Raw genomic sequence first — 16963 nt, forward strand, 5'->3', positions numbered from 1 at the left:
CCATCAGGACGTCACCCCATGGCCATTACCGACCCGATTTCCTTCCAGCTCTACTCGGCCCGCCTCGCGCCGCCCGACGTCGACGTCCTGAAGACGCTCGCCGAAGCCGGCTACACCAATGTCGAGACCTTTCGCCCGAACTACGAGGACGCCAAAGGCTTCCGCAAAGCCCTCGACGAAGCCGGACTGACGGCGAAGAGCGGCCATTTCGACCTCGCCTTGGCGGAGGATAATCTCGACCAGGTGGTCGAGATCTGCCGTACGCTCGCCATCGAGACCGTGGTGATCCCCTTTCTGATGCCGGACCTGCGGCCGCGGGACGCCGCGGGTTGGAGCGAACTCGGCACGCGCCTTGCCGAACTTGCCGCCGAATGCGCCGACGAGGGCCTGAGGCTCGCCTGGCACAATCACGACTTCGAGTTCGCTGCCCTTGCCGACGGCTCGTGGCCGATCGAGCACGTTCTCGCCGAAGGCGTCCTGTGGGAGGCCGATCTCGCCTGGATCGCCCGCGCCGGCGCCGATCCCGCCGCCTGGCTCGAACGATATGCCGGCCGGATCGCCGCCGTCCACGTCAAGGACATCGCGCCCGCGGGCGAGAACCTCGACGAGGACGGCTGGGCGGACGTCGGCGCCGGCGTTCTCGACTGGGACGAACTCTGGCGGATCTCGGCAGCCTCCGGCGCCAGCCTGATGATCGCCGAGCACGACAAGCCGTCGGATTTTGCCCGCTTCGCCCGCGTCAGCGCCGCCAAGATGCGTGAACTTTCCGCCGCCAACGCCTGACCTGATCGAAAGACCATCCCATGACCCTCAGCATCGGCCTCGTCGGCTGCGGCAACATTTCCGACATCTACCTCGTCAACGCGCCGCGCTTTCCCGGCATCCGCTTTGTCGCCTGCGCCGATCTGAAGGCCGAGGCGGCGGAGCGCCAGGCGGCGAAATACGGCATCGAAGCCGTCGGCGTTCCGGCGCTCCTGGCCCGCGACGACATCGACGTCGTTCTCAACCTGACGGTGCCGGCCGCCCATGCCGAGATCTCCCTCGCGGCGCTGGAAAGCGGCAAGCACGTCTATTCCGAAAAGCCGCTGGCGGGTTCGCTCGCGGACGGCATCGCCATCGTCGAAGCCGCGAGGCGTCGGGGGCTCCGGGTCGGCTGCGCGCCGGACACGGTGCTCGGCGCCTCGATCCAGACGGCGCGGCAGATGGTCGACGCCGGCACGATCGGCAGGCCGGTGCTCGGCACGGCGGCGGTGCTCTCCCACGGCATGGAGCACTGGCACCCCGATCCGACGTTCTTCTTCAAGCCCGGCGGCGGCCCGGTCTTCGACATGGGACCCTACTATCTGACGGCCCTCGTCAACCTGCTCGGCCCTGTCGCCAGCGTCCAGGCGACCGGTCAGATCGCCTTCGAGACCCGCAAGGTGACGACGCCAGGCTCGCCCGTCGAAGGCAAGGAGATCCCCGTCGAGGTGCTGACCTCGCTCCAGGCGCTGCTGTCCTTCGAGAGCGGTGCGCAGATCACCTTTCTCGCCAGCTGGGACGTCTGGCGCCACGGGCTGCGGCCATTGGAAATCCACGGGACCGAAGGCTCGATGCGGGTTCCCGATCCGAACTGGTTCGGCGGCGATATCGAGCTCGCCGTCGGCCCCGCCGAATGGCAGGTGACTGCAACGACCGATCGGACCTTCGGTGCCGCCAACTGGCCTGTGGCCGAGCCACGATTCGCCAACTACCGCGGCCTCGGCCTGGCGGAAATGGCGGCGGCGATCGAGGCCGGCCGGCCGCATCGGGCAAATGGCGACGTGGCGCTGCACATCCTCGCCGTTCTCACCGCGATCGTCGATGCAGCGACGACGCAGCGGACCATCGAGATCGAGCAGCGATGCGAGAGGCCCGAGCCGTTGGACGAAGCTGCGGCCCTGGCGCTAAGCAGCGCGATGTAATTCCAGCGGGGATTCTTCAGACAGGGAGCACCGCCGCATCCCAGATGCTCGCGACCCTCATCGATGCGTGCGGGACAATCTTCGCCACGGCATGAGGAGAGACACCGGATGTAGCGCTCCGATACGCGGAACCTTCTTCGAAGCCAACGACATCCGGTGTCGTCGACAGTTCTACTGAGATGCGGTTACCGTTCCCTTTACTCGGAGAAATCAGCTCGAAAAAACTCTCCCCAGGCCCACTGCGAAGCCCGTCTGGGGTGCGGACCGGGCACCGCCACCACCGCGGAACGCCTTGCGCGATGGCCATCGGCGCGGAGAGCGAGTCCTCGCCCGGTCGGTCCAGCGTTTCGGCCTCGCCGCCGCCGCGATGGGCCGGATATCGTCCTCAAGTGCAAGAGATTCTCTGCGGCCGGCCGGATCGACCACGGGACGAATGGGCGGAGCCGGACGCTCAGGCCGCCTGCTGGACGCCGGACTTTCGACGAACTTCCGTCGTCCCGTGCAAGGCGGCGCTCGCTTCCGTCAGCTGCTTGTAGCATTCTGAGAAGACGTCGAGATCGACCGGCGCCTGACGGATCAGCGCCCGCTCGATCGTGTCGCGGGAATACCCGGCCTTGAGGAGCGCACTGACCAGCGCACTGACGAGTTCAGGCTCTTCGAGACGTCGGACGGAGCGCTCATACATGGTGGTCGGGTCCCCTCACCGGCCGGATCGTCGGCGGCAGGAGCGACCGCGGGTCCGAACCTGACCGTCGATCGAACTGACCACGGAAAGCTGACCCGAACCTTGGGCGTTCCGGCACCAAACTGCTATGAGCGGGCCCGAAAGATCAAACCGCGATGGCAGCCGTGTGACGATGATCGCTTCACCGTTCCGCCGCGACGACGACGTCGTCCTCCTCGCCGATGGCGCGATGGGTACGAACCTTCTTGCGGCGGGTCTTCCCGAGGGCGTGGCGCCGGAGCGATGGCTGACCGAGCGGCCGGAGGAGATCGCCGCGCTCCACCGCGCCTTCGTGGCCGCCGGGTCGGACATCATCCTGACGTGCTCCTTCGGCGCGAACGCCCCTCGCCTGGCCCTGTGGGGCGCCGACTCGCGACCGCGCGAACTGAACCGGCTCGCCGCGGAGCTGGCGCGTCGGGCGGCAGAGCGTGCGCCGCGGCCGGTGCTCGTGGCGGGATCCGTCGGGCCCACCTGGCGGCGAAAGGTGGCTGGGCGTTCGTCCGCCGAGGACGACAACGCCCAGATCTTCGCTGAGCAGATTGCCGGGCTGAAGGCCGGAGGGGTCGATCTCGTCTGGCTCGAGACCATGGTGTCGGCCGACGAGGCCCGCGCCGCCGCAAGGGCCGCCATCGCCGCCGGTCTTGCCTATGTCGCCACCGCCAGCTTCGGCGCCGGCGGGACGACGCCGGCCGGCCTGTCTCCGTCCGGCTTCGCCGCCGCCTTCGATGGTCTCGAGGTCGCGCCACTGGCGATCGGTGCGAATTGCTGCGAGGGGCCGGACACGGCGCTTGCCGGCGCCGCCGCGATGCAACGCATGCCGGGCGTCGGCCTCGCTGTGAAGCCCAATTGCGGCTTGCCGCAGCTCGTCTGCGGGAGGGCCGTTCACCCTGAGGGACCGGCATCGATGGCCCGGTTCGCGAAGGCGGCGATCGACCGCGGCGCGACCATCCTCGGCGGCTGCTGCGGGGCGGAGCCTGCCCATGTCGCTGCCATCCGGCAGGTGATCGACGCTCACTGCTGAGGAGCGTGTAGCTGAGCCCGAAGGCTCAGGCCTCGACGACGTCGATGAAGCTTTCGGGGGAGTCGGTCTCGATCTCGACCACCCAGAAGTCGGGGTCGAAGCGCGCCTCCCTCACGAAGCGCGCGTCGAGGGCGGCCTCGTCGGCGGCCTGCTCGGCCATGAAGCGCCGGCTGCCGTCGTCGTCTGCGAGGCTCTGCACCGCCGGCCCGAAGAGGGTGATACCACCGTCGCGCGAACGGGCGACGACGAAGATCGCGCCCGCGGCATCCGCGCCGCGCCGCATCACGGCGGCGAAGCCGCCGGCCGCAAACAGCCGTCGCACGAGCTGAGCGACGAAGATCTCGCTGGTGATCCGCATGCCGACCGGCTTATTCGACGAGGCCGATCTCGGCAAGCCGTTCGAGGACACGGGGCTCCGGGTTGCCTGTGACGTCCATGCCTTCCAGTGCCTCGAAGGTGCGGATCGCCGCCCTGGTCTGCTCGCCGAGGACGCCGTCGACGGTGAGGTTGGCAACTTGGGCCGAGGACAGCGCCGCCTGGATCATCTTCACCCTTTCGGCCTCGGCGAGCCCGCCGAATCTCGAGCCGGAAGTATTCTTCGGCCGCTTGGCGGCGCTGGGGGCGACGACACGCCCGCCCTGCCCCGGCGAGATCGATGCGGTCTCCTCGGGATCGCGTCGTTCGAGCGGCCTCGGCGCCGGCGCGGGTACGTTCGCCAGACGGCTCGGCGCCGTCGTACCTGCCGGCGCGGACGGTTCTGCCGCCGCCCGTTGCCGCGCGGGTGCCGCCTGTGCCGGGGCGGTGGGCGCCTCAAGGGCCGCCGACGAGAGCTCGGGCGCCGTATTTGCGGCAGAGCCGAATCGTTCGGGCGCCGGGGCGCTGGCGACAAGTCGCGTCGCCAGCATCGGGTTCTGATGCCGCCCGTGCTGCTCATAGAGACCGTTGACCGTCACGCTGGTGGCGGTCACGGCGAAGATGGCGATCCCGGTCGACAGGGCAGGATGGCGCGCGACGAGACGCAGGAAGCCGATCGCCGCTCGCGACGACAGCGCCGCGGCGGTGTCGAGCAGGCCTTCAGGCCGAGCGTCGGTTTTCACGGATTTGCGTCTGGGAGTTCGTTTTGCTGCGGGCATCACTCAACGCGACGATCTTTTCCTGTGGTGAATCGGACGGGTCTTCAGCGGTGGGCAACCCGGCGGCGGGCAGGCGGATCGTTACCATCGTGCCGACGCCGGGCTGACTCTCGACGGCCATGCCACCACCGTGGAGTTCGGCGAGTCCCTTGACCAGGGACAGGCCGAGGCCGGTCCCCTCGTAGCGCCGCGACAGGCCGGAGGAAACCTGGACGAACGGAATTCCGAGACGCGCGATGTCCGCCTCGGCGATGCCGATGCCGGTGTCGCTGACCAAAAGCTCGCAGAAGCCGTTGCGCACGCGGCTCTCCAGCGTCACTGCCCCCGTCTCGGTGAACTTCAGGGCGTTGGCGACGAGGTTGAGGAGGATCTGGCGGCAGGCCCTGCGATCGGCAACGAGGGTGACGCCGGCGCCCGACCTCACGTCGAGCCGAAGCCCCTTGCGGCGGGCCTCCTCGCGCATGAAGTCGCCGACATCCGCCATCAGGACGGACAACTCGAACGGCTCAGGATCGAGTTCGTAACGGCCGGCCTCGATCTTCGAGACGTCGAGGAGGGTGTTGACGATCGACAGGAGATGTTCGCCCGACTGGCGGATCAGGCCGACATATTCCTTTTGCTTGGAGCTTTCGAAGCCGCCGAAATACTCCTGATCGAGGACGTCGGAAAAGCCGATGATGGCGTTGAGCGGCGTGCGCAGTTCGTGGCTGACGGTGGCGAGAAACCGGCTCTTGGCAGCCGAAGCCTCCTTCAGCGTCTCGACGTCGGCATCGCCCATCGCCTCGCCGACCGATGCGGCGGCGAGCGCGATGGAGACGACGGGAGCGAGGAATGCGCCGGCCTCGTCGGCTTCCTCGATGCGATCGATCGTCAGGACGAAGCGGTCGAAGCCGCCATGCGCCACCTTCAGCCGCGCCTCGATCGGCCCCGGCTCGCCGCCGGCGCGCGCGGCATCGATCGCCTGCATGACCGACAGCCGGTCGGCGACGTGGCACAATTCGCCGAAGAGTTCGCCGGGACAGCCCCAGCCGCGGCCGGCTATCGCCTCCGCGGCCTTCGTCGAGGCGTGGTCGATCCGGCCACCTTGCGAGACCTCGAACATCATCGCCCCGAACGATTCGGCCGCCCGACGGCGAGCCAGACGTTCGACGAAATCGCCAGTCCGGTCGTCGGCCAGGCTAGCCTGAGCGGGACGACGCCTCAGACCGACGAACCGCAGACCATAGAACAGCACGAGGAGCCCGAGCGCGGTCTCGGCGACGGGCAGCCGTGAGACGCCAAAGCCTCCGGCAAGAAGCAGGCTGCCGCAGCAAAGCGAAACCACCGTCAGTCCGCCCGCCAGCCGATAGCGTCCTGCAGCGGCGGCCTCGAGCGGCAGAACGGCGAGAATCACCGGCGCGAACTTCGCCATCTCAAGATTGCCATGGGCCGCGATCGCAAGCCCGACGGAGACGATCGTGCCCCAGAGCCAGAGCACCGCGTCCGGACGCCCGGCGATCGACAGATAGGCTGCCGATGCAAGCGCCACGGCCGCGAGGATGAGCGGAAAGGCCGTCACGGAAGCCGAATTGCCCATGACGAGAAGAAGCGGGGCCGAAACGGCCGTGCCGAGGGCGAGGACGAGGAAAAGCCGCAGAACGAACGCCTGGAAGCGCCGCTCGCCGCCCTCCGTGATCGACGGCGCGACGAACTGGTCGAGCCGCAGGTTCAGGAAGCGGATCGCGGCCCATGGGACACGCCGTCCTGTGCCCGCTGGACGCTTCGACGCTTGCCTCATACTTCGTCTCACCTTGGCAGATCATCTGACGTGCCGGCTGGGCCGCCAAACGACTCCTAACCGACTGGGCGATCATGGCCGGGGCGCATTAAGGAAGCCATAAGCCGGGCGGGCGGCGACCTTGTCCGAGGCCTGCGATCCCCAGGAAACTATGCGTTTCATACGTTCTCGACCTGCGAACATGGTTAACGAACAGAAACGAGGAGGTAGATCCGGCTCCGTCCAGGCTTTCCGTCTCCGCGTCGGCCCGAATCGATCGGGTTTTGCTAAAATTTTCAGAGCAATTTCAACGTGACCTTCCAGCCCGCCTGCCAAGATGGCTGGAATGAAGCCGTGAGCCGAACGGAGAGTCGGGATCGCGGCGCGAGATGAACGGGACGGGGAACGGCGATGATTCGCTTCGTCATCAAGGTGGGTTTCTTTCTGGGGCTGATCGCACTCGTCGTGCCGGGCGAAGACAAGGGCGGCGCGGGGCCGGAGATCAATTCCTTCGCGCTGCTCTATGGCGCACAGGCGGCGGTTTCCGATCTGTCGAACTTCTGCGATCGGGCGCCTTCGGCCTGCGCCGCCGGCGGTGACGTCGCCAGATTCGCCGGCGAGCGGGTCGCCGAAGGGCTCGCGATCGCCTACGGCTTCGTCGGCTCGGCGGTGTCGGAGCGTCGTGGGACAAGCACGGCCGGCGACGCGGTGCGGACCGCGGAGACCGTCGAGGCGAGGCCGCGCGCCGTAGCCGGCGATGAAGCAGCTCTCCCCGTTCCGGCCTCGCCGGTGCGCACCGATGCGGTGACCACCGCTGCAATCCAGACATCGACCGCCGCGTCGCCACGCGTCGCCATCCCCAGCGACCGGGCGCTGGATAGCGCGACGAATGCCGCCCCCGATCACGGCGTCACGATGAAGGACGGCGGCCGCCTGCCGCGGGTGGAGAACCGGCCGCTGCCGACGTCGACGGCAAGCCGGCGCCTCGCGCAGATCGTGCCGGTGCCGGTGCCCGCGCCCCGGACCTGACAGTGCCGACCGCAGCACCTATATGTCCGGTACGCCGAGAGCGACGACCGGATGGTTCGAGACGAAGCAAGGCCAACCTTGGCCTTGCAGCGAATCTCGGGCCGATCCGGCAGCCAGACCACAGCGCCTGAGACCGGAGCGACCATGCAGACGATCGACGAGATCATCGCGGATTTCGAGCTTCTCGACGACTGGGAAGACAGATACCGCTATCTCATCGAGCTCGGCCGGGCGCTGCCCGATCTCTCCCCGGACGAGATGACCGAGGAGACCAAGGTGCGCGGCTGCGTCAGCCAGGTCTGGCTGGTCAGCGAGAGCGACGGGCAAAGCCCGCCTCACCTGACCTTCCGAGGCGACTCGGACGCCCACATCGTCAAGGGGCTCGTCGCAATCGCGCTCGCCCTCTTCTCCGGCCGCCGCGCCGGGGAGATCGCGGCGCTCGACGCCGAGGCACTGTTTTCCCGCCTCGGGCTTCAGGAGCACCTGACGCCGCAGCGCTCAAACGGCCTCAGGTCGATGGTGGCGCGGATCAAGAACGATGCCCGAGAGGCCGCCGCCGCGGCGTGAGGGCCGCCGATCGCCAGAGAAGAAGTGGCCGACGTTTTTCACCGGCTCCGTTCGACCGTTTCCTCCATCGGCGCCCGCCAACGGCGGATGCGGCCTTCCCGGCCCTGGCGATCGCAATCGAAGCCGTAATGCCGGGCGAGCATGGCGAGCGCCGTCTTCAGGAGGAGCTTTGCCGAACGCGCAGGCCACTGCCGCTCCCGCTCCACCGTCTCCAGCCCCTTGAGGAAGCAGCAGACGTCGAGGACGAGACCGGAGAGCTCCGGGCCGACGGCCTCGCAGGCGGTCGAGACCCGTTTCCTCGCATCGATCGCGGTGTCGCCGAGTTCGGCTCCCCCGCCCCGCCGCGGGGCGCGCGGCATGGCGTCCCAGCGCTGGGTGAGCGACGGTGTCATCTGGCCACGGGTGAAGTCGGCGCGGATCCGTTCGCCCGCCATCGCCTCGGTGGCGGTTAGAAACGGCTCGCCGTCGCGGCCGCGCCGGGTCGCCAGCCGCGTCAGCGGCGTTTCCTCCTCGTTGAAGCCCGGCCCCGCGCTCATCGCCGCACCTTCGAGGAAAGCTTGACGGCGATGCCGGTGTCGATGGTCCGGCAGGCGGTGATCGCCAGCGCCTCAAGCCGCTCCAGCATGAGATTGCAGGCAGCGTCGTCGCGCCAGTCCTCGACCCTCCGAATGGCGTAGGCGATGCTCGTGCGCTCGCGGCCGAACGCCGCGCCGATGCGCGTCAGCGAGATGCCGAAGGTGGTGTTGGCGAGATACATCGCCGCGTGACGGGCGTCGCAGGCCCGGCTCTCGGCGCGGCTCGGGCGGCGGATCTCGGCCACCGGCACGTCGAAGCCCAGAGCCGCGATCTCCTGGGCCAGGCGACAGGCGGCGTCGGCGAGGCGATCTCGATCGTCTCCTCCGGTCGCCGAGTCTGCGGGACCGCGCATCAACGCCCCCGCCGCCTCCCACCACAAGGGCGGCTTCCGGCACCCTTCGGTTGCACCGTTCGTTTCGTGCGGCATTGCCTGCTGCATGGCTCGGTCTCCTGGCTTGGCTTCACCCGGTTATAGGCCAAACCGGCAGATATGTGAATATCTTCCTAATATGCAAAAATGCGACGCCACCTGCCGATGCCATACTCATCAGCGCTCTACGGCAATTTTTCGGAGCAATCTGCGGCCCCGCGTCAAGGAAGATATCCCCGCCCCGCCTCACGTCGGCGATGCTGACCGGTGCCCCTCAGCCCGGAGTTTCACCGTGACGACGACCGACGATCTCGCCCCTCTCCTCGAAATCATGTCCGCTCGGATTCGCCGCCAGGTGGAGGCGCGGCGGGAGTTGGACCGCATCACGCGAGAGCGGCTCGAACTGCAGGCGGCGCTGCGCCGCTACGGCGCGGCCGGCCCCTCCATCGCCGAGGCCTGCGGCGAGGACGATGCCGGCCGGCTCGAGGTTTCGGTTCGCGCCACGGTCAGCGAGCGCGTCAGCCGGGAGCTCCACCGCCAGACGCGCCTCAGCCGCAGCCGCGACCCGCGCTACGACATCAACCGCCACATCGTCGTCGCCCGTCTGACGCGCTGGCTGGCCGGAAACGGCAGCTGGATCGCGGCAACGCCGGGCGAAGCCGGACCGGCGCACGATGGTCGCGGAACGACCGGGAAGCCGCACGAGCGGCCACGACGGACCGGGAAAGACTCGCCCTCGCAGCCGCCTCGCCGAACGAAGCATCGGCGCCGGCCGGACACTCTGCGACCAAAGTCTAATGTCGGCCAATAGACGGGCATGACGCAGAATCAGACCGTTGACATTGGTCCGCTCGCTGTCTCTCATCGCGCCGAGAGGAAGAGCCCGGGAGGAGATCGGGGTCTTTGCTTGTCCATTCGGGAGGAATTCGCATGCGCATCGACAAATCCCTTCTTGCCGCGACGATCGTCGCCGGCCTCGCCATGCCCGCCGGCGCCTTCGCGCAGGAGGTATCGGACGACGTCGTCAAGATCGGCATCCTGAACGACCAGTCCGGCGTCTATGCCGACTTCGGCGGCAAGTGGTCGGTCGCGGCGGCCGAGATGGCGGCCGAAGACTTCGGCGGCACCGTGCTCGACAAGCCGATCCAGATCATCAACGCCGACCACCAGAACAAGCCGGACATCGCCTCGAACATCGCCCGCGAATGGTACGACACGCAGCAGGTCGACGCGATCATGGAGCTGACGACCTCCTCGGTCGCCCTCGCGGTCCAGGGCCTGTCGAAGGAAAAGGGCAAGATCGACATCGTCACCGGCGCGGCGACGACGGAGCTCACCGGCAAGCAGTGCAGCCCCTATGGCTTCCATTGGGCCTACGACACCCATGCGCTCGCCGTCGGCACCGGCGGCGCGCTGGTCAAGGCCGGCGGCGACACCTGGTTCTTCCTGACCGCGGACTACGCCTTCGGCTATTCGCTCGAGGAGCAGACCGGCAACTTCGTCAAGGAATCGGGCGGCGAGGTCCTCGGCTCGGTTCGCCATCCGCTGGCGACCAACGATTTCTCGTCCTTCCTACTGCAGGCCCAGTCCTCCGGCGCCAAGGTCATCGGCCTCGCCAATGCCGGCCTCGACACCGCCAACGCCATCAAGGGAGCCTCCGAATTCGGCATCGTCCAGGGCGGCCAGAAGCTCGCCGCCCTGCTCTTCACCCTCGCCGAGGTCAACGGTCTCGGCGCCGAGGCGGCCCAGGGGCTGAACCTCACCGAGGGCTGGTACTGGGACCAGAACGACGAGAACCGCGAATTCGCCAAGCGCTTCATGGAAAAGACCGGGCGGATGCCGAACATGATCCAGACCGGCACCTATTCGGCGGTGCTGAGCTATCTGAAGGCGGTGAAGGCCGCCGGCACCGACGAGACCAAGGCCGTCGCCGCCAAACTGCACGAGCTGCCGGTCGAGGATCTCTTCGCCAAGAAGGGCACGGTCCAGGCGAACGGCCGCATGGTCTACGACATGTATCTCTTCCAGGTGAAGAAGCCGGACGAGATGAAGGGCGAGTGGGACTACTACACCGAGGTTTCCGCAGTTCCCGGCAAGGAGGCCTTCCTGTCGGTCGAAGACTCCGGCTGCGACGTCTCCGCCTTCGCCAACTGAGCACCGACCCGAAACGGGAGGGAGGCGCCCGATGTTTGCCCCTCCCGCTCGGCTTCCTCTTGGGGTGGCCCGGCTGCAATCCGAAGTTTGTCGAACAAACCACTTGCAGTCGAACCCTGCCCGCCATCCAATGCATGTTGCGCCCTTCCGGGAGAAGAGGGGGCGCGATGAACTCTGGGAGGAGAACAGCATGCACATTGTCAGAAGCGGCGCATCGCGCCGAAGGTCCGGTCTCGCAGCCGGGCTGATCGCCGGCTCGCTGGCCCTGGCCGGATCGGCCAGCGCACAGGAGATCTCGGACGGCGTCGTCAAGATCGGCATCATGAACGACCGCTCCGGCGTCTATGCCGACACCGGCGGCGAGGGATCGGTCGTCGCGGCGAGACTGGCCGTAGAAGATTTCGGCGGGACCGTCCTCGGGGCGCCGATCGAGATCGTCGCCGCAGACCATCAGAACAAGGCCGACATCGGCTCCAACGTCGCACGCCAGTGGTACGACGAGGACAAGGTGGACGCGATCATGGACCTGCCGACCTCGTCGGTGGCGCTCGCCGTCCAAAGCCTGTCGCGCGAGAAGAAGAAGATCACCATCGTCTCGGGCGGCGGCTCGGCCGAGATCTCCGGCAGCCAGTGCAGCCCCTATGGCTTCCAGTGGGCCTACGACACCCGTGCATTGTCGCGCGGCACGGCCGGCGCGTTGGTGCGCGGCGGCGACGACACATGGTTCTTCCTCACCGCCGACTATGCCTTCGGCGATTCGCTGCAGAGCCAGGCCACCGAGGTGATCGAGGCGAATGGCGGCAAGGTGCTGGGCGCCGTCCGCCACCCGCTGTCGACCAGCGACTTTTCGTCCTTCATCCTGCAGGCGCAGTCGTCCGGCGCCAAGGTGATCGGGCTTGCCAATGCCGGCCTCGACACCTCGAACGCCGTCAAGGCGGCGAACGAGTTCGGCCTCACCCAGGCCGGCCAGAAGATGGCCTCGCTGCTCCTGACCCTGACCGACGCCCATTCGCTCGGCACCAAGGGCGCGCAAGGGCTTTATCTGACGGCCGGCTGGTACTGGGATCAGGACGACGAAAACCGCGCCTTCGCCAAGCGCTACATGGAAAAACACGGGCAGATGCCGAACATGCTCCATGTCGGCACCTATTCCGGGGTGCTGCAATATCTGAAGGCGATCAAGGCAGCCGGCACCGACGAGACCGAAGCCGTCGCCAGGAAGCTGCACGAGATGCCGGTCGAGGACCTCTTCGCCAAGAAGGGCAAGGTCCTGGAGAACGGCCGCATGGTCTATGACATGTATCTCTTCCAGGTGAAGACACCGGAAGAATCGACCGGCGAATGGGATCTCTACAACCAGATCGAGACAATCCCGGGCGACAAGGCCTACGCCACCGTGGCCGAGAGCGGCTGCGACGTGTCGTCCTTCCCGAAGAACTGAACCACCGAGACCGGCGGTCGCTTCGGGCCGCCGGTCACGCCGAGGCAACGGCCGCAGCCCGGTCATGGATCGATCACGCCAGGAGAACCCGAACGCAATGAGCGCCACCTCGTCGGACGCGATCCTGTCGGCCCGCGGCCTCACCAAGGAATTCTTCGGCTTCAAGGCCGTGAACAACGTCGATCTCGACGTCATGGAAGGCACGATCCACGCTCTCATCGGCCCGAACGGAGCCGGCAAGACGACGGTCTTCAATCTCCTGACCAAGTTCCTCACTCCCACCGAGGGCAGGATCGTCTTTCGCGGCGAGGACATCACCAAGGTGAAGCCCGCCGACGTGGCGCGGCTGGGCCTCGTGCGCTCGTTCCAGATTTCGGCCGTCTTTCCGCATCTGACCGTCCTCGACAACGTCCGCGTCGCGCTGCAGCGCAAGGAGGGGCTCGCGGTGCAGTTCTGGCGCTCCAACCGCCTGCTCGGCCGGCTGAACGAGGAGGCCGAGCGGCTGATCGATGCCGTCGGCCTGTCCGCCTTCTCCGCCTACGATGCGGCGGAACTGCCCTATGGCCGCAAGCGCGCGCTGGAAATCGCCACCACTCTCGCGCTCGATCCGCCGGTGCTGCTCTTCGACGAACCGATGGCCGGTATGGGCGCCGAAGACATCGGCCGCATCTCCGATCTCATCCGCCGCATCGCCAAGGGCCGGACGGTGGTGATGGTCGAACACAATCTCAACGTCGTCGCCGACCTCTGCGACCGGGTCACGGTGCTCGCCCGCGGCGAAATCCTCGCCGAGGGCGACTATGCGGCGGTCAGCAACGACAAGCGGGTGCGCGAGGCCTATATGGGGAGCGAGGATGAGTAGGGCTGTGACCGAGCGCCCCGCCGGCAAGGAACCGCTGCTGCAGGTCCGCGATCTCCATGGCTGGTACGGCGAAAGCCACGTCCTCCATGGTGTGTCTCTCGATCTCCACGAAGGCGAGACGATCACCCTCGTCGGGCGCAACGGCGCCGGCAAGACGACGACCTTGCGCGCCATCATGAACATTCTTCCCCGCCGCGAGGGCGAGATCCGCATCGCCGGAGAGGACATGATGAAGGTGCCGGTGCACCGCACCGCCCATCACGGCATCGGTTATGTCCCGGAAGAGCGCGGCATCTTCGCCACTCTGTCGGTGACGGAGAACCTCATGCTGCCGCCGAAGGTCGCCGAGGGCGGCATGAGCGTCGAGGAGATCTTCGACCTCTTCCCCAACCTCGCCGAACGGCGCAATTCGCCGGGCACGAAGCTCTCCGGCGGCGAACAGCAGATGCTGGCGATCGCCCGGATCCTTCGAACCGGCGTCAGGATCATCCTCCTCGACGAGCCGACCGAGGGGCTCGCGCCCGTCATCATCCAGAGAATCGGCGACGTCCTGATCGAACTGAAGAAGAAGGGCATGACGCTATTGCTCGTCGAACAGAACTTCCGCTTCGCCAGAAAGGTCGCCGACCGCTTCTATCTGATGGAGGACGGGCACATCCTGGAAAGCTTCCCGACGGCCGAGCTCGAGAGCAGAATCGACCGGCTGCACGAAGTCGTGGGCGTGTGAGGATTTGACGCGATGACGATGCTCTTCGGCATTCCCCTCCCCGCCCTCCTCGGCCAGCTCCTGATCGGCTTCATCAACGGGTCGTTCTATGCGCTCCTGTCGCTCGGCCTGGCGGTGATCTTCGGGCTTCTCAGGGTGATCAATTTTGCCCACGGCGCGCAATACATGCTCGGCGCCTTCACCGCCTACCTGCTGCTGTTCTATACCGGGATCGGCTTCTGGCCTGCGTTGATCATCGCGCCCCTGATCGTCGCGGCGATCTCGGCGCTGATCGAGCGCACCATGCTGTCGCGGCTCTACGACCTCGACCATCTCTACGGCCTGCTCTTCACCTTCGGACTTGCGCTGATCATCGAGGGCACCTTCCGCTGGTACTACGGCGCGGCGGGGCAGCCCTATGCCGGGCCGGCCCTGCTTTCGGGCGGCACCAATCTCGGCTTCATGTTCCTGCCGAACTATCGCGGCTTCGTCGTCGTCGCCTCGATCGTCATCTGCCTCGCCGTCTGGCTCCTGATCGAAAAGACCCGGCTCGGAGCGTATCTCAGAGCCGCCACCGAGAACCCGCAGCTCGTCCAGGCCTTCGGCGTCAACGTGCCACTGCTGCTGACGCTGACCTACGCGCTCGGTGCCGGGCTCGCCGGCCTTGCCGGCGTCCTTGCGGCGCCGATCTATCAGGTCTCGCCGCTGATGGGCTCGAACCTCATCATCATCGTCTTCGCCGTCGTCGTCATCGGCGGCATGGGCTCGATCGGCGGGGCGATCGTCACCGGCTACGTGCTCGGCATTCTGGAAGGCCTGACCAAGGTGTTCTATCCTGAAGCCTCCAACATCGTCGTCTTCGTCATCATGGCGATCGTCCTGATGCTTCGGCCGGCCGGCCTCTTCGGCAAGGAGATCTGACGATGTCGAGCCTCACCCAATCCGGCGCCGCCGCGCCCGAAGCCACGGACGCCGAAGCTGGCCATCGGCGGCAGAAGAGCCTTTCGCGGATCGGCCTTGTCGTCGCGGTGATCGCCGTCGCCGGGCTGATCGCGGCGCCCTTCTTCGTCTATCCGGTCTTCCTGATGACGGTGCTGTGCTTCGCGCTGTTCGCCACCGCCTTCAACCTTCTCCTCGGCTATGTCGGGCTGTTGTCCTTCGGCCATGCGGCGTTCTTCGGCGGCGCCGCCTATTTCGCCGCCCATGCCGCCAAGGTCTGGGGTTTCGAGCCGCTCTCGGCGATCCTCGTCGGCGCAGTCGGCGCCGGCGTCATGGGCCTTGCCGTCGGCGCCCTCGCGATCCGCCGCCAGGGCATCTACTTCGCCATGGTGACGCTCGCTCTGTCGCAGATGATCTTCTTCATCTTCCTGCAGGCGCCCTTCACCCATGGCGAGGACGGCATCCAGGGCGTGCCGCGCGGCGATCTCCTCGGCCTCGTCGACCTCAACCGCCCGCTCAACATCTACTACTTCGTGCTCGCGGTCTTCCTGTTCGGCTTCTTCGCCGTCTGGCGGATCGTCCACTCACCCTTCGGCCACGTGCTCCAGGCGATCCGCGAGAACGAGAACCGGGCGATCTCCCTCGGCTACCGGGTCGAGCGCTACAAGCTCGCGGCCTTCGTCATGTCGGCGACGATCGCCGGCCTTGCCGGCGCGATGAAGGCGATCGTCCTGCAGATCGCGACGCTCACCGACGTTGCCTGGCAGATGTCCGGTGAAGTCGTGCTGATGACGCTGCTCGGCGGCATGGGCACGATCTTCGGCCCCTCGCTCGGCGCGGCGGTGGTGGTGACGATGCAGAATTATTTCGCGACGTCCGACGTGCCGGTGACGGTGATCATCGGCGTCGTCTTCGTGCTCTGCGTGCTGTTGTTCCGCCGCGGCATCGTCGGCGAGGCGATCCGCCTGATGAAGCGCTGAGGATCCGAGGCGGCAGCGCCTGCGGCGCCCGCCGTCAGCCGAGCGCCGCGGTCAGCCAGAAGCTGTCGGAATAGACGTAGAGGCCGGCGACGCCGAGCGCGATCCCGTAAGGCACACCGGTCTCTGTCTCCATCAGGCGGTCGACGAACTCGACGCCCGTCACCGGCAGGAAGTGGCTGCGTAGGACGAGCAGCGCCACCGTCAGCGCACCGCCGACGAGCGCGGCGAAGAGAATGTACTCCACTGACAGCATGCTCGGTCCGAACCACAGCGCCGTCGCCGCGATCAGCTTGGCGTCGCCGCCGCCCATCCAGCCGGCCGCGAACATTCCGAAGGTGACGCAGAGGCACAGGAAGCCGACGAGGAAATGGCTGCCGAGCAGCGGCCATGGTATGCCAACGAGCAATGCCGCCGGAACGAAGGCGACCACGAGCACGATCATCACCCGGTTCTCGATCTTCATTTCCAGAAGGTCGGTGAGCGCGCTGTAGATCATCGCGAAGGGGAAGACGGTGAGGAGCAGGACTGTGGTGAGCATGACGTCTCCTTCACCGCGGCGTGTCGAACCGGCGGACTTGCCACGCTCGGCAAGAAGTGCCGTCCGACGAGACCATGGACGCAAAAGGTGAGCCGTTCGTTTACAGCCTCTCGCCTATGGGACGTTGGCCTCAATCCATCGCGCGCCCTGCGCTCGGGCCGGAGGAGCCAGGACGGCGCGATGGATCCGATCGGCAGATGAGCCGGCAAATGCGCCCAGTTGCA

At 67.1% G+C, this 16963-nt stretch carries 19 protein-coding genes; 12 read left to right on the plus strand and 7 right to left on the minus strand.

The window, feature by feature from the left end:
• Positions 1-18: 18 nt before the first annotated feature.
• Together GTK09_RS08065 and GTK09_RS08070 are read left to right on the plus strand one after the other, a co-directional pair.
• Complete coding sequence (locus GTK09_RS08065) at positions 19-783, plus strand: sugar phosphate isomerase/epimerase family protein (RefSeq protein ID WP_163462580.1); 765 nt, start codon at positions 19-21, stop codon at positions 781-783.
• A gap of 20 nt (positions 784-803) precedes the next feature.
• On the plus strand, positions 804-1943 hold the full coding sequence (locus GTK09_RS08070) for a Gfo/Idh/MocA family protein (protein WP_163462581.1): 1140 nt from the start codon (positions 804-806) through the stop codon (positions 1941-1943).
• A 451-nt stretch (positions 1944-2394) separates the two neighbouring features.
• Here GTK09_RS08070 and GTK09_RS08075 read toward each other — a convergent pair whose 3' ends face one another.
• Positions 2395-2628 (minus strand): hypothetical protein, encoded by a 234-nt coding sequence (locus GTK09_RS08075; protein WP_163462582.1) that lies wholly within the window; start codon positions 2626-2628, stop codon positions 2395-2397.
• Positions 2629-2800: 172 nt separating this feature from the next.
• Here GTK09_RS08075 and GTK09_RS08080 point away from each other — a divergent pair, with 172 nt between their 5' ends.
• Positions 2801-3688, plus strand: a complete 888-nt coding sequence (locus tag GTK09_RS08080; protein WP_163462583.1) for a homocysteine S-methyltransferase family protein — start codon at positions 2801-2803, stop codon at positions 3686-3688.
• A gap of 25 nt (positions 3689-3713) precedes the next feature.
• On the opposite strand, the gene GTK09_RS08085 is transcribed toward GTK09_RS08080, so the two are convergent.
• Genes GTK09_RS08085 through GTK09_RS08095 form a run of 3 tightly spaced genes read right to left on the minus strand, consistent with a single transcriptional unit; the run spans position 3714 to position 6598 of the window.
• Positions 3714-4046, minus strand: coding sequence for a DUF1491 family protein (locus GTK09_RS08085; protein ID WP_163462584.1), 333 nt, complete (start codon positions 4044-4046; stop codon positions 3714-3716).
• Positions 4047-4056: 10 nt separating this feature from the next.
• Positions 4057-4785, minus strand: coding sequence for a peptidoglycan-binding domain-containing protein (locus GTK09_RS27965; RefSeq protein ID WP_163462586.1), 729 nt, complete (start codon positions 4783-4785; stop codon positions 4057-4059).
• Entirely contained in the window at positions 4763-6598 is a 1836-nt protein-coding gene (locus tag GTK09_RS08095) for a sensor histidine kinase (RefSeq protein ID WP_163462587.1), read from the minus strand. The genes GTK09_RS27965 and GTK09_RS08095 overlap by 23 nt, the downstream gene beginning before the upstream one ends.
• A gap of 390 nt (positions 6599-6988) precedes the next feature.
• Between GTK09_RS08095 and GTK09_RS08100 the strand changes: the two genes are divergently transcribed.
• The gene (locus tag GTK09_RS08100; protein ID WP_163462589.1) at positions 6989-7606 is read left to right on the plus strand and encodes a DUF5330 domain-containing protein; all 618 of its coding nucleotides are present in this window, start codon (positions 6989-6991) and stop codon (positions 7604-7606) included.
• 144 nt (positions 7607-7750) lie between these two features.
• Positions 7751-8173, plus strand: coding sequence for a SufE family protein (locus tag GTK09_RS08105; protein WP_163462591.1), 423 nt, complete (start codon positions 7751-7753; stop codon positions 8171-8173).
• Between the two features lie 38 nt (positions 8174-8211).
• On the opposite strand, the gene GTK09_RS08110 is transcribed toward GTK09_RS08105, so the two are convergent.
• Both GTK09_RS08110 and GTK09_RS08115 read right to left on the minus strand, forming a co-directional pair.
• Positions 8212-8709: a DUF6456 domain-containing protein gene (locus GTK09_RS08110; protein ID WP_163462593.1), complete on the minus strand. Its 498-nt coding sequence runs from the start codon at positions 8707-8709 to the stop codon at positions 8212-8214.
• On the minus strand, positions 8706-9188 hold the full coding sequence (locus GTK09_RS08115; protein ID WP_203560927.1) for a helix-turn-helix domain-containing protein: 483 nt from the start codon (positions 9186-9188) through the stop codon (positions 8706-8708). The genes GTK09_RS08110 and GTK09_RS08115 overlap by 4 nt, the downstream gene beginning before the upstream one ends.
• 223 nt (positions 9189-9411) lie before the next feature.
• Between GTK09_RS08115 and GTK09_RS08120 the strand changes: the two genes are divergently transcribed.
• The 7 genes from GTK09_RS08120 to GTK09_RS08150 all read left to right on the plus strand — a co-directional run bounded on the left by GTK09_RS08120 (position 9412) and on the right by GTK09_RS08150 (position 16201).
• On the plus strand, positions 9412-9930 hold the full coding sequence (locus GTK09_RS08120; protein ID WP_163462594.1) for a hypothetical protein: 519 nt from the start codon (positions 9412-9414) through the stop codon (positions 9928-9930).
• Between the two features lie 119 nt (positions 9931-10049).
• Positions 10050-11273, plus strand: coding sequence for an ABC transporter substrate-binding protein (locus tag GTK09_RS08125; RefSeq protein ID WP_203560928.1), 1224 nt, complete (start codon positions 10050-10052; stop codon positions 11271-11273).
• A 190-nt stretch (positions 11274-11463) separates the two neighbouring features.
• Positions 11464-12714, plus strand: coding sequence for an ABC transporter substrate-binding protein (locus GTK09_RS08130; protein WP_163462595.1), 1251 nt, complete (start codon positions 11464-11466; stop codon positions 12712-12714).
• 97 nt (positions 12715-12811) lie between these two features.
• Positions 12812-13576 (plus strand): ABC transporter ATP-binding protein, encoded by a 765-nt coding sequence (locus tag GTK09_RS08135; RefSeq protein WP_163462596.1) that lies wholly within the window; start codon positions 12812-12814, stop codon positions 13574-13576.
• Positions 13569-14303 (plus strand): ABC transporter ATP-binding protein, encoded by a 735-nt coding sequence (locus GTK09_RS08140; protein ID WP_163462597.1) that lies wholly within the window; start codon positions 13569-13571, stop codon positions 14301-14303. The genes GTK09_RS08135 and GTK09_RS08140 overlap by 8 nt, the downstream gene beginning before the upstream one ends.
• A 12-nt stretch (positions 14304-14315) precedes the next feature.
• Positions 14316-15203, plus strand: a complete 888-nt coding sequence (locus GTK09_RS08145) for a branched-chain amino acid ABC transporter permease (protein WP_163462598.1) — start codon at positions 14316-14318, stop codon at positions 15201-15203.
• A gap of 2 nt (positions 15204-15205) precedes the next feature.
• The gene (locus GTK09_RS08150) at positions 15206-16201 is read left to right on the plus strand and encodes a branched-chain amino acid ABC transporter permease (protein WP_163462599.1); all 996 of its coding nucleotides are present in this window, start codon (positions 15206-15208) and stop codon (positions 16199-16201) included.
• 34 nt (positions 16202-16235) lie between these two features.
• Here GTK09_RS08150 and GTK09_RS08155 read toward each other — a convergent pair whose 3' ends face one another.
• Positions 16236-16739: an A24 family peptidase gene (locus GTK09_RS08155; protein ID WP_163462600.1), complete on the minus strand. Its 504-nt coding sequence runs from the start codon at positions 16737-16739 to the stop codon at positions 16236-16238.
• Between the last annotated feature and the right edge of the window lie 224 nt (positions 16740-16963).

Source organism: Jiella pacifica (genome assembly GCF_010500815.1).
GTDB classification, from domain to species: Bacteria; Pseudomonadota; Alphaproteobacteria; order Rhizobiales; family Rhizobiaceae; genus Jiella; species Jiella pacifica.

What these genes read in the sequence shown, in the direction of transcription:
- GTK09_RS08065 (WP_163462580.1), top strand. Translation starts at nt 19, where the DNA reads ATGGCCATTACCGACCCGATTTCCTTCCAGCTCTACTCGGCCCGCCTC.
- GTK09_RS08070 (WP_163462581.1), top strand. Translation starts at nt 804, where the DNA reads ATGACCCTCAGCATCGGCCTCGTCGGCTGCGGCAACATTTCCGACATC.
- GTK09_RS08075 (WP_163462582.1), bottom strand. Translation starts at nt 2,628, where the DNA reads ATGTATGAGCGCTCCGTCCGACGTCTCGAAGAGCCTGAACTCGTCAGT.
- GTK09_RS08080 (WP_163462583.1), top strand. Translation starts at nt 2,801, where the DNA reads ATGATCGCTTCACCGTTCCGCCGCGACGACGACGTCGTCCTCCTCGCC.
- GTK09_RS08085 (WP_163462584.1), bottom strand. Translation starts at nt 4,046, where the DNA reads ATGCGGATCACCAGCGAGATCTTCGTCGCTCAGCTCGTGCGACGGCTG.
- GTK09_RS08095 (WP_163462587.1), bottom strand. Translation starts at nt 6,598, where the DNA reads ATGAGGCAAGCGTCGAAGCGTCCAGCGGGCACAGGACGGCGTGTCCCA.
- GTK09_RS08100 (WP_163462589.1), top strand. Translation starts at nt 6,989, where the DNA reads ATGATTCGCTTCGTCATCAAGGTGGGTTTCTTTCTGGGGCTGATCGCA.
- GTK09_RS08105 (WP_163462591.1), top strand. Translation starts at nt 7,751, where the DNA reads ATGCAGACGATCGACGAGATCATCGCGGATTTCGAGCTTCTCGACGAC.
- GTK09_RS08110 (WP_163462593.1), bottom strand. Translation starts at nt 8,709, where the DNA reads ATGAGCGCGGGGCCGGGCTTCAACGAGGAGGAAACGCCGCTGACGCGG.
- GTK09_RS08115 (WP_203560927.1), bottom strand. Translation starts at nt 9,188, where the DNA reads ATGCAGCAGGCAATGCCGCACGAAACGAACGGTGCAACCGAAGGGTGC.
- GTK09_RS08125 (WP_203560928.1), top strand. Translation starts at nt 10,050, where the DNA reads ATGCGCATCGACAAATCCCTTCTTGCCGCGACGATCGTCGCCGGCCTC.
- GTK09_RS08130 (WP_163462595.1), top strand. Translation starts at nt 11,464, where the DNA reads ATGCACATTGTCAGAAGCGGCGCATCGCGCCGAAGGTCCGGTCTCGCA.
- GTK09_RS08135 (WP_163462596.1), top strand. Translation starts at nt 12,812, where the DNA reads ATGAGCGCCACCTCGTCGGACGCGATCCTGTCGGCCCGCGGCCTCACC.
- GTK09_RS08140 (WP_163462597.1), top strand. Translation starts at nt 13,569, where the DNA reads ATGAGTAGGGCTGTGACCGAGCGCCCCGCCGGCAAGGAACCGCTGCTG.
- GTK09_RS08145 (WP_163462598.1), top strand. Translation starts at nt 14,316, where the DNA reads ATGACGATGCTCTTCGGCATTCCCCTCCCCGCCCTCCTCGGCCAGCTC.
- GTK09_RS08150 (WP_163462599.1), top strand. Translation starts at nt 15,206, where the DNA reads ATGTCGAGCCTCACCCAATCCGGCGCCGCCGCGCCCGAAGCCACGGAC.
- GTK09_RS08155 (WP_163462600.1), bottom strand. Translation starts at nt 16,739, where the DNA reads ATGCTCACCACAGTCCTGCTCCTCACCGTCTTCCCCTTCGCGATGATC.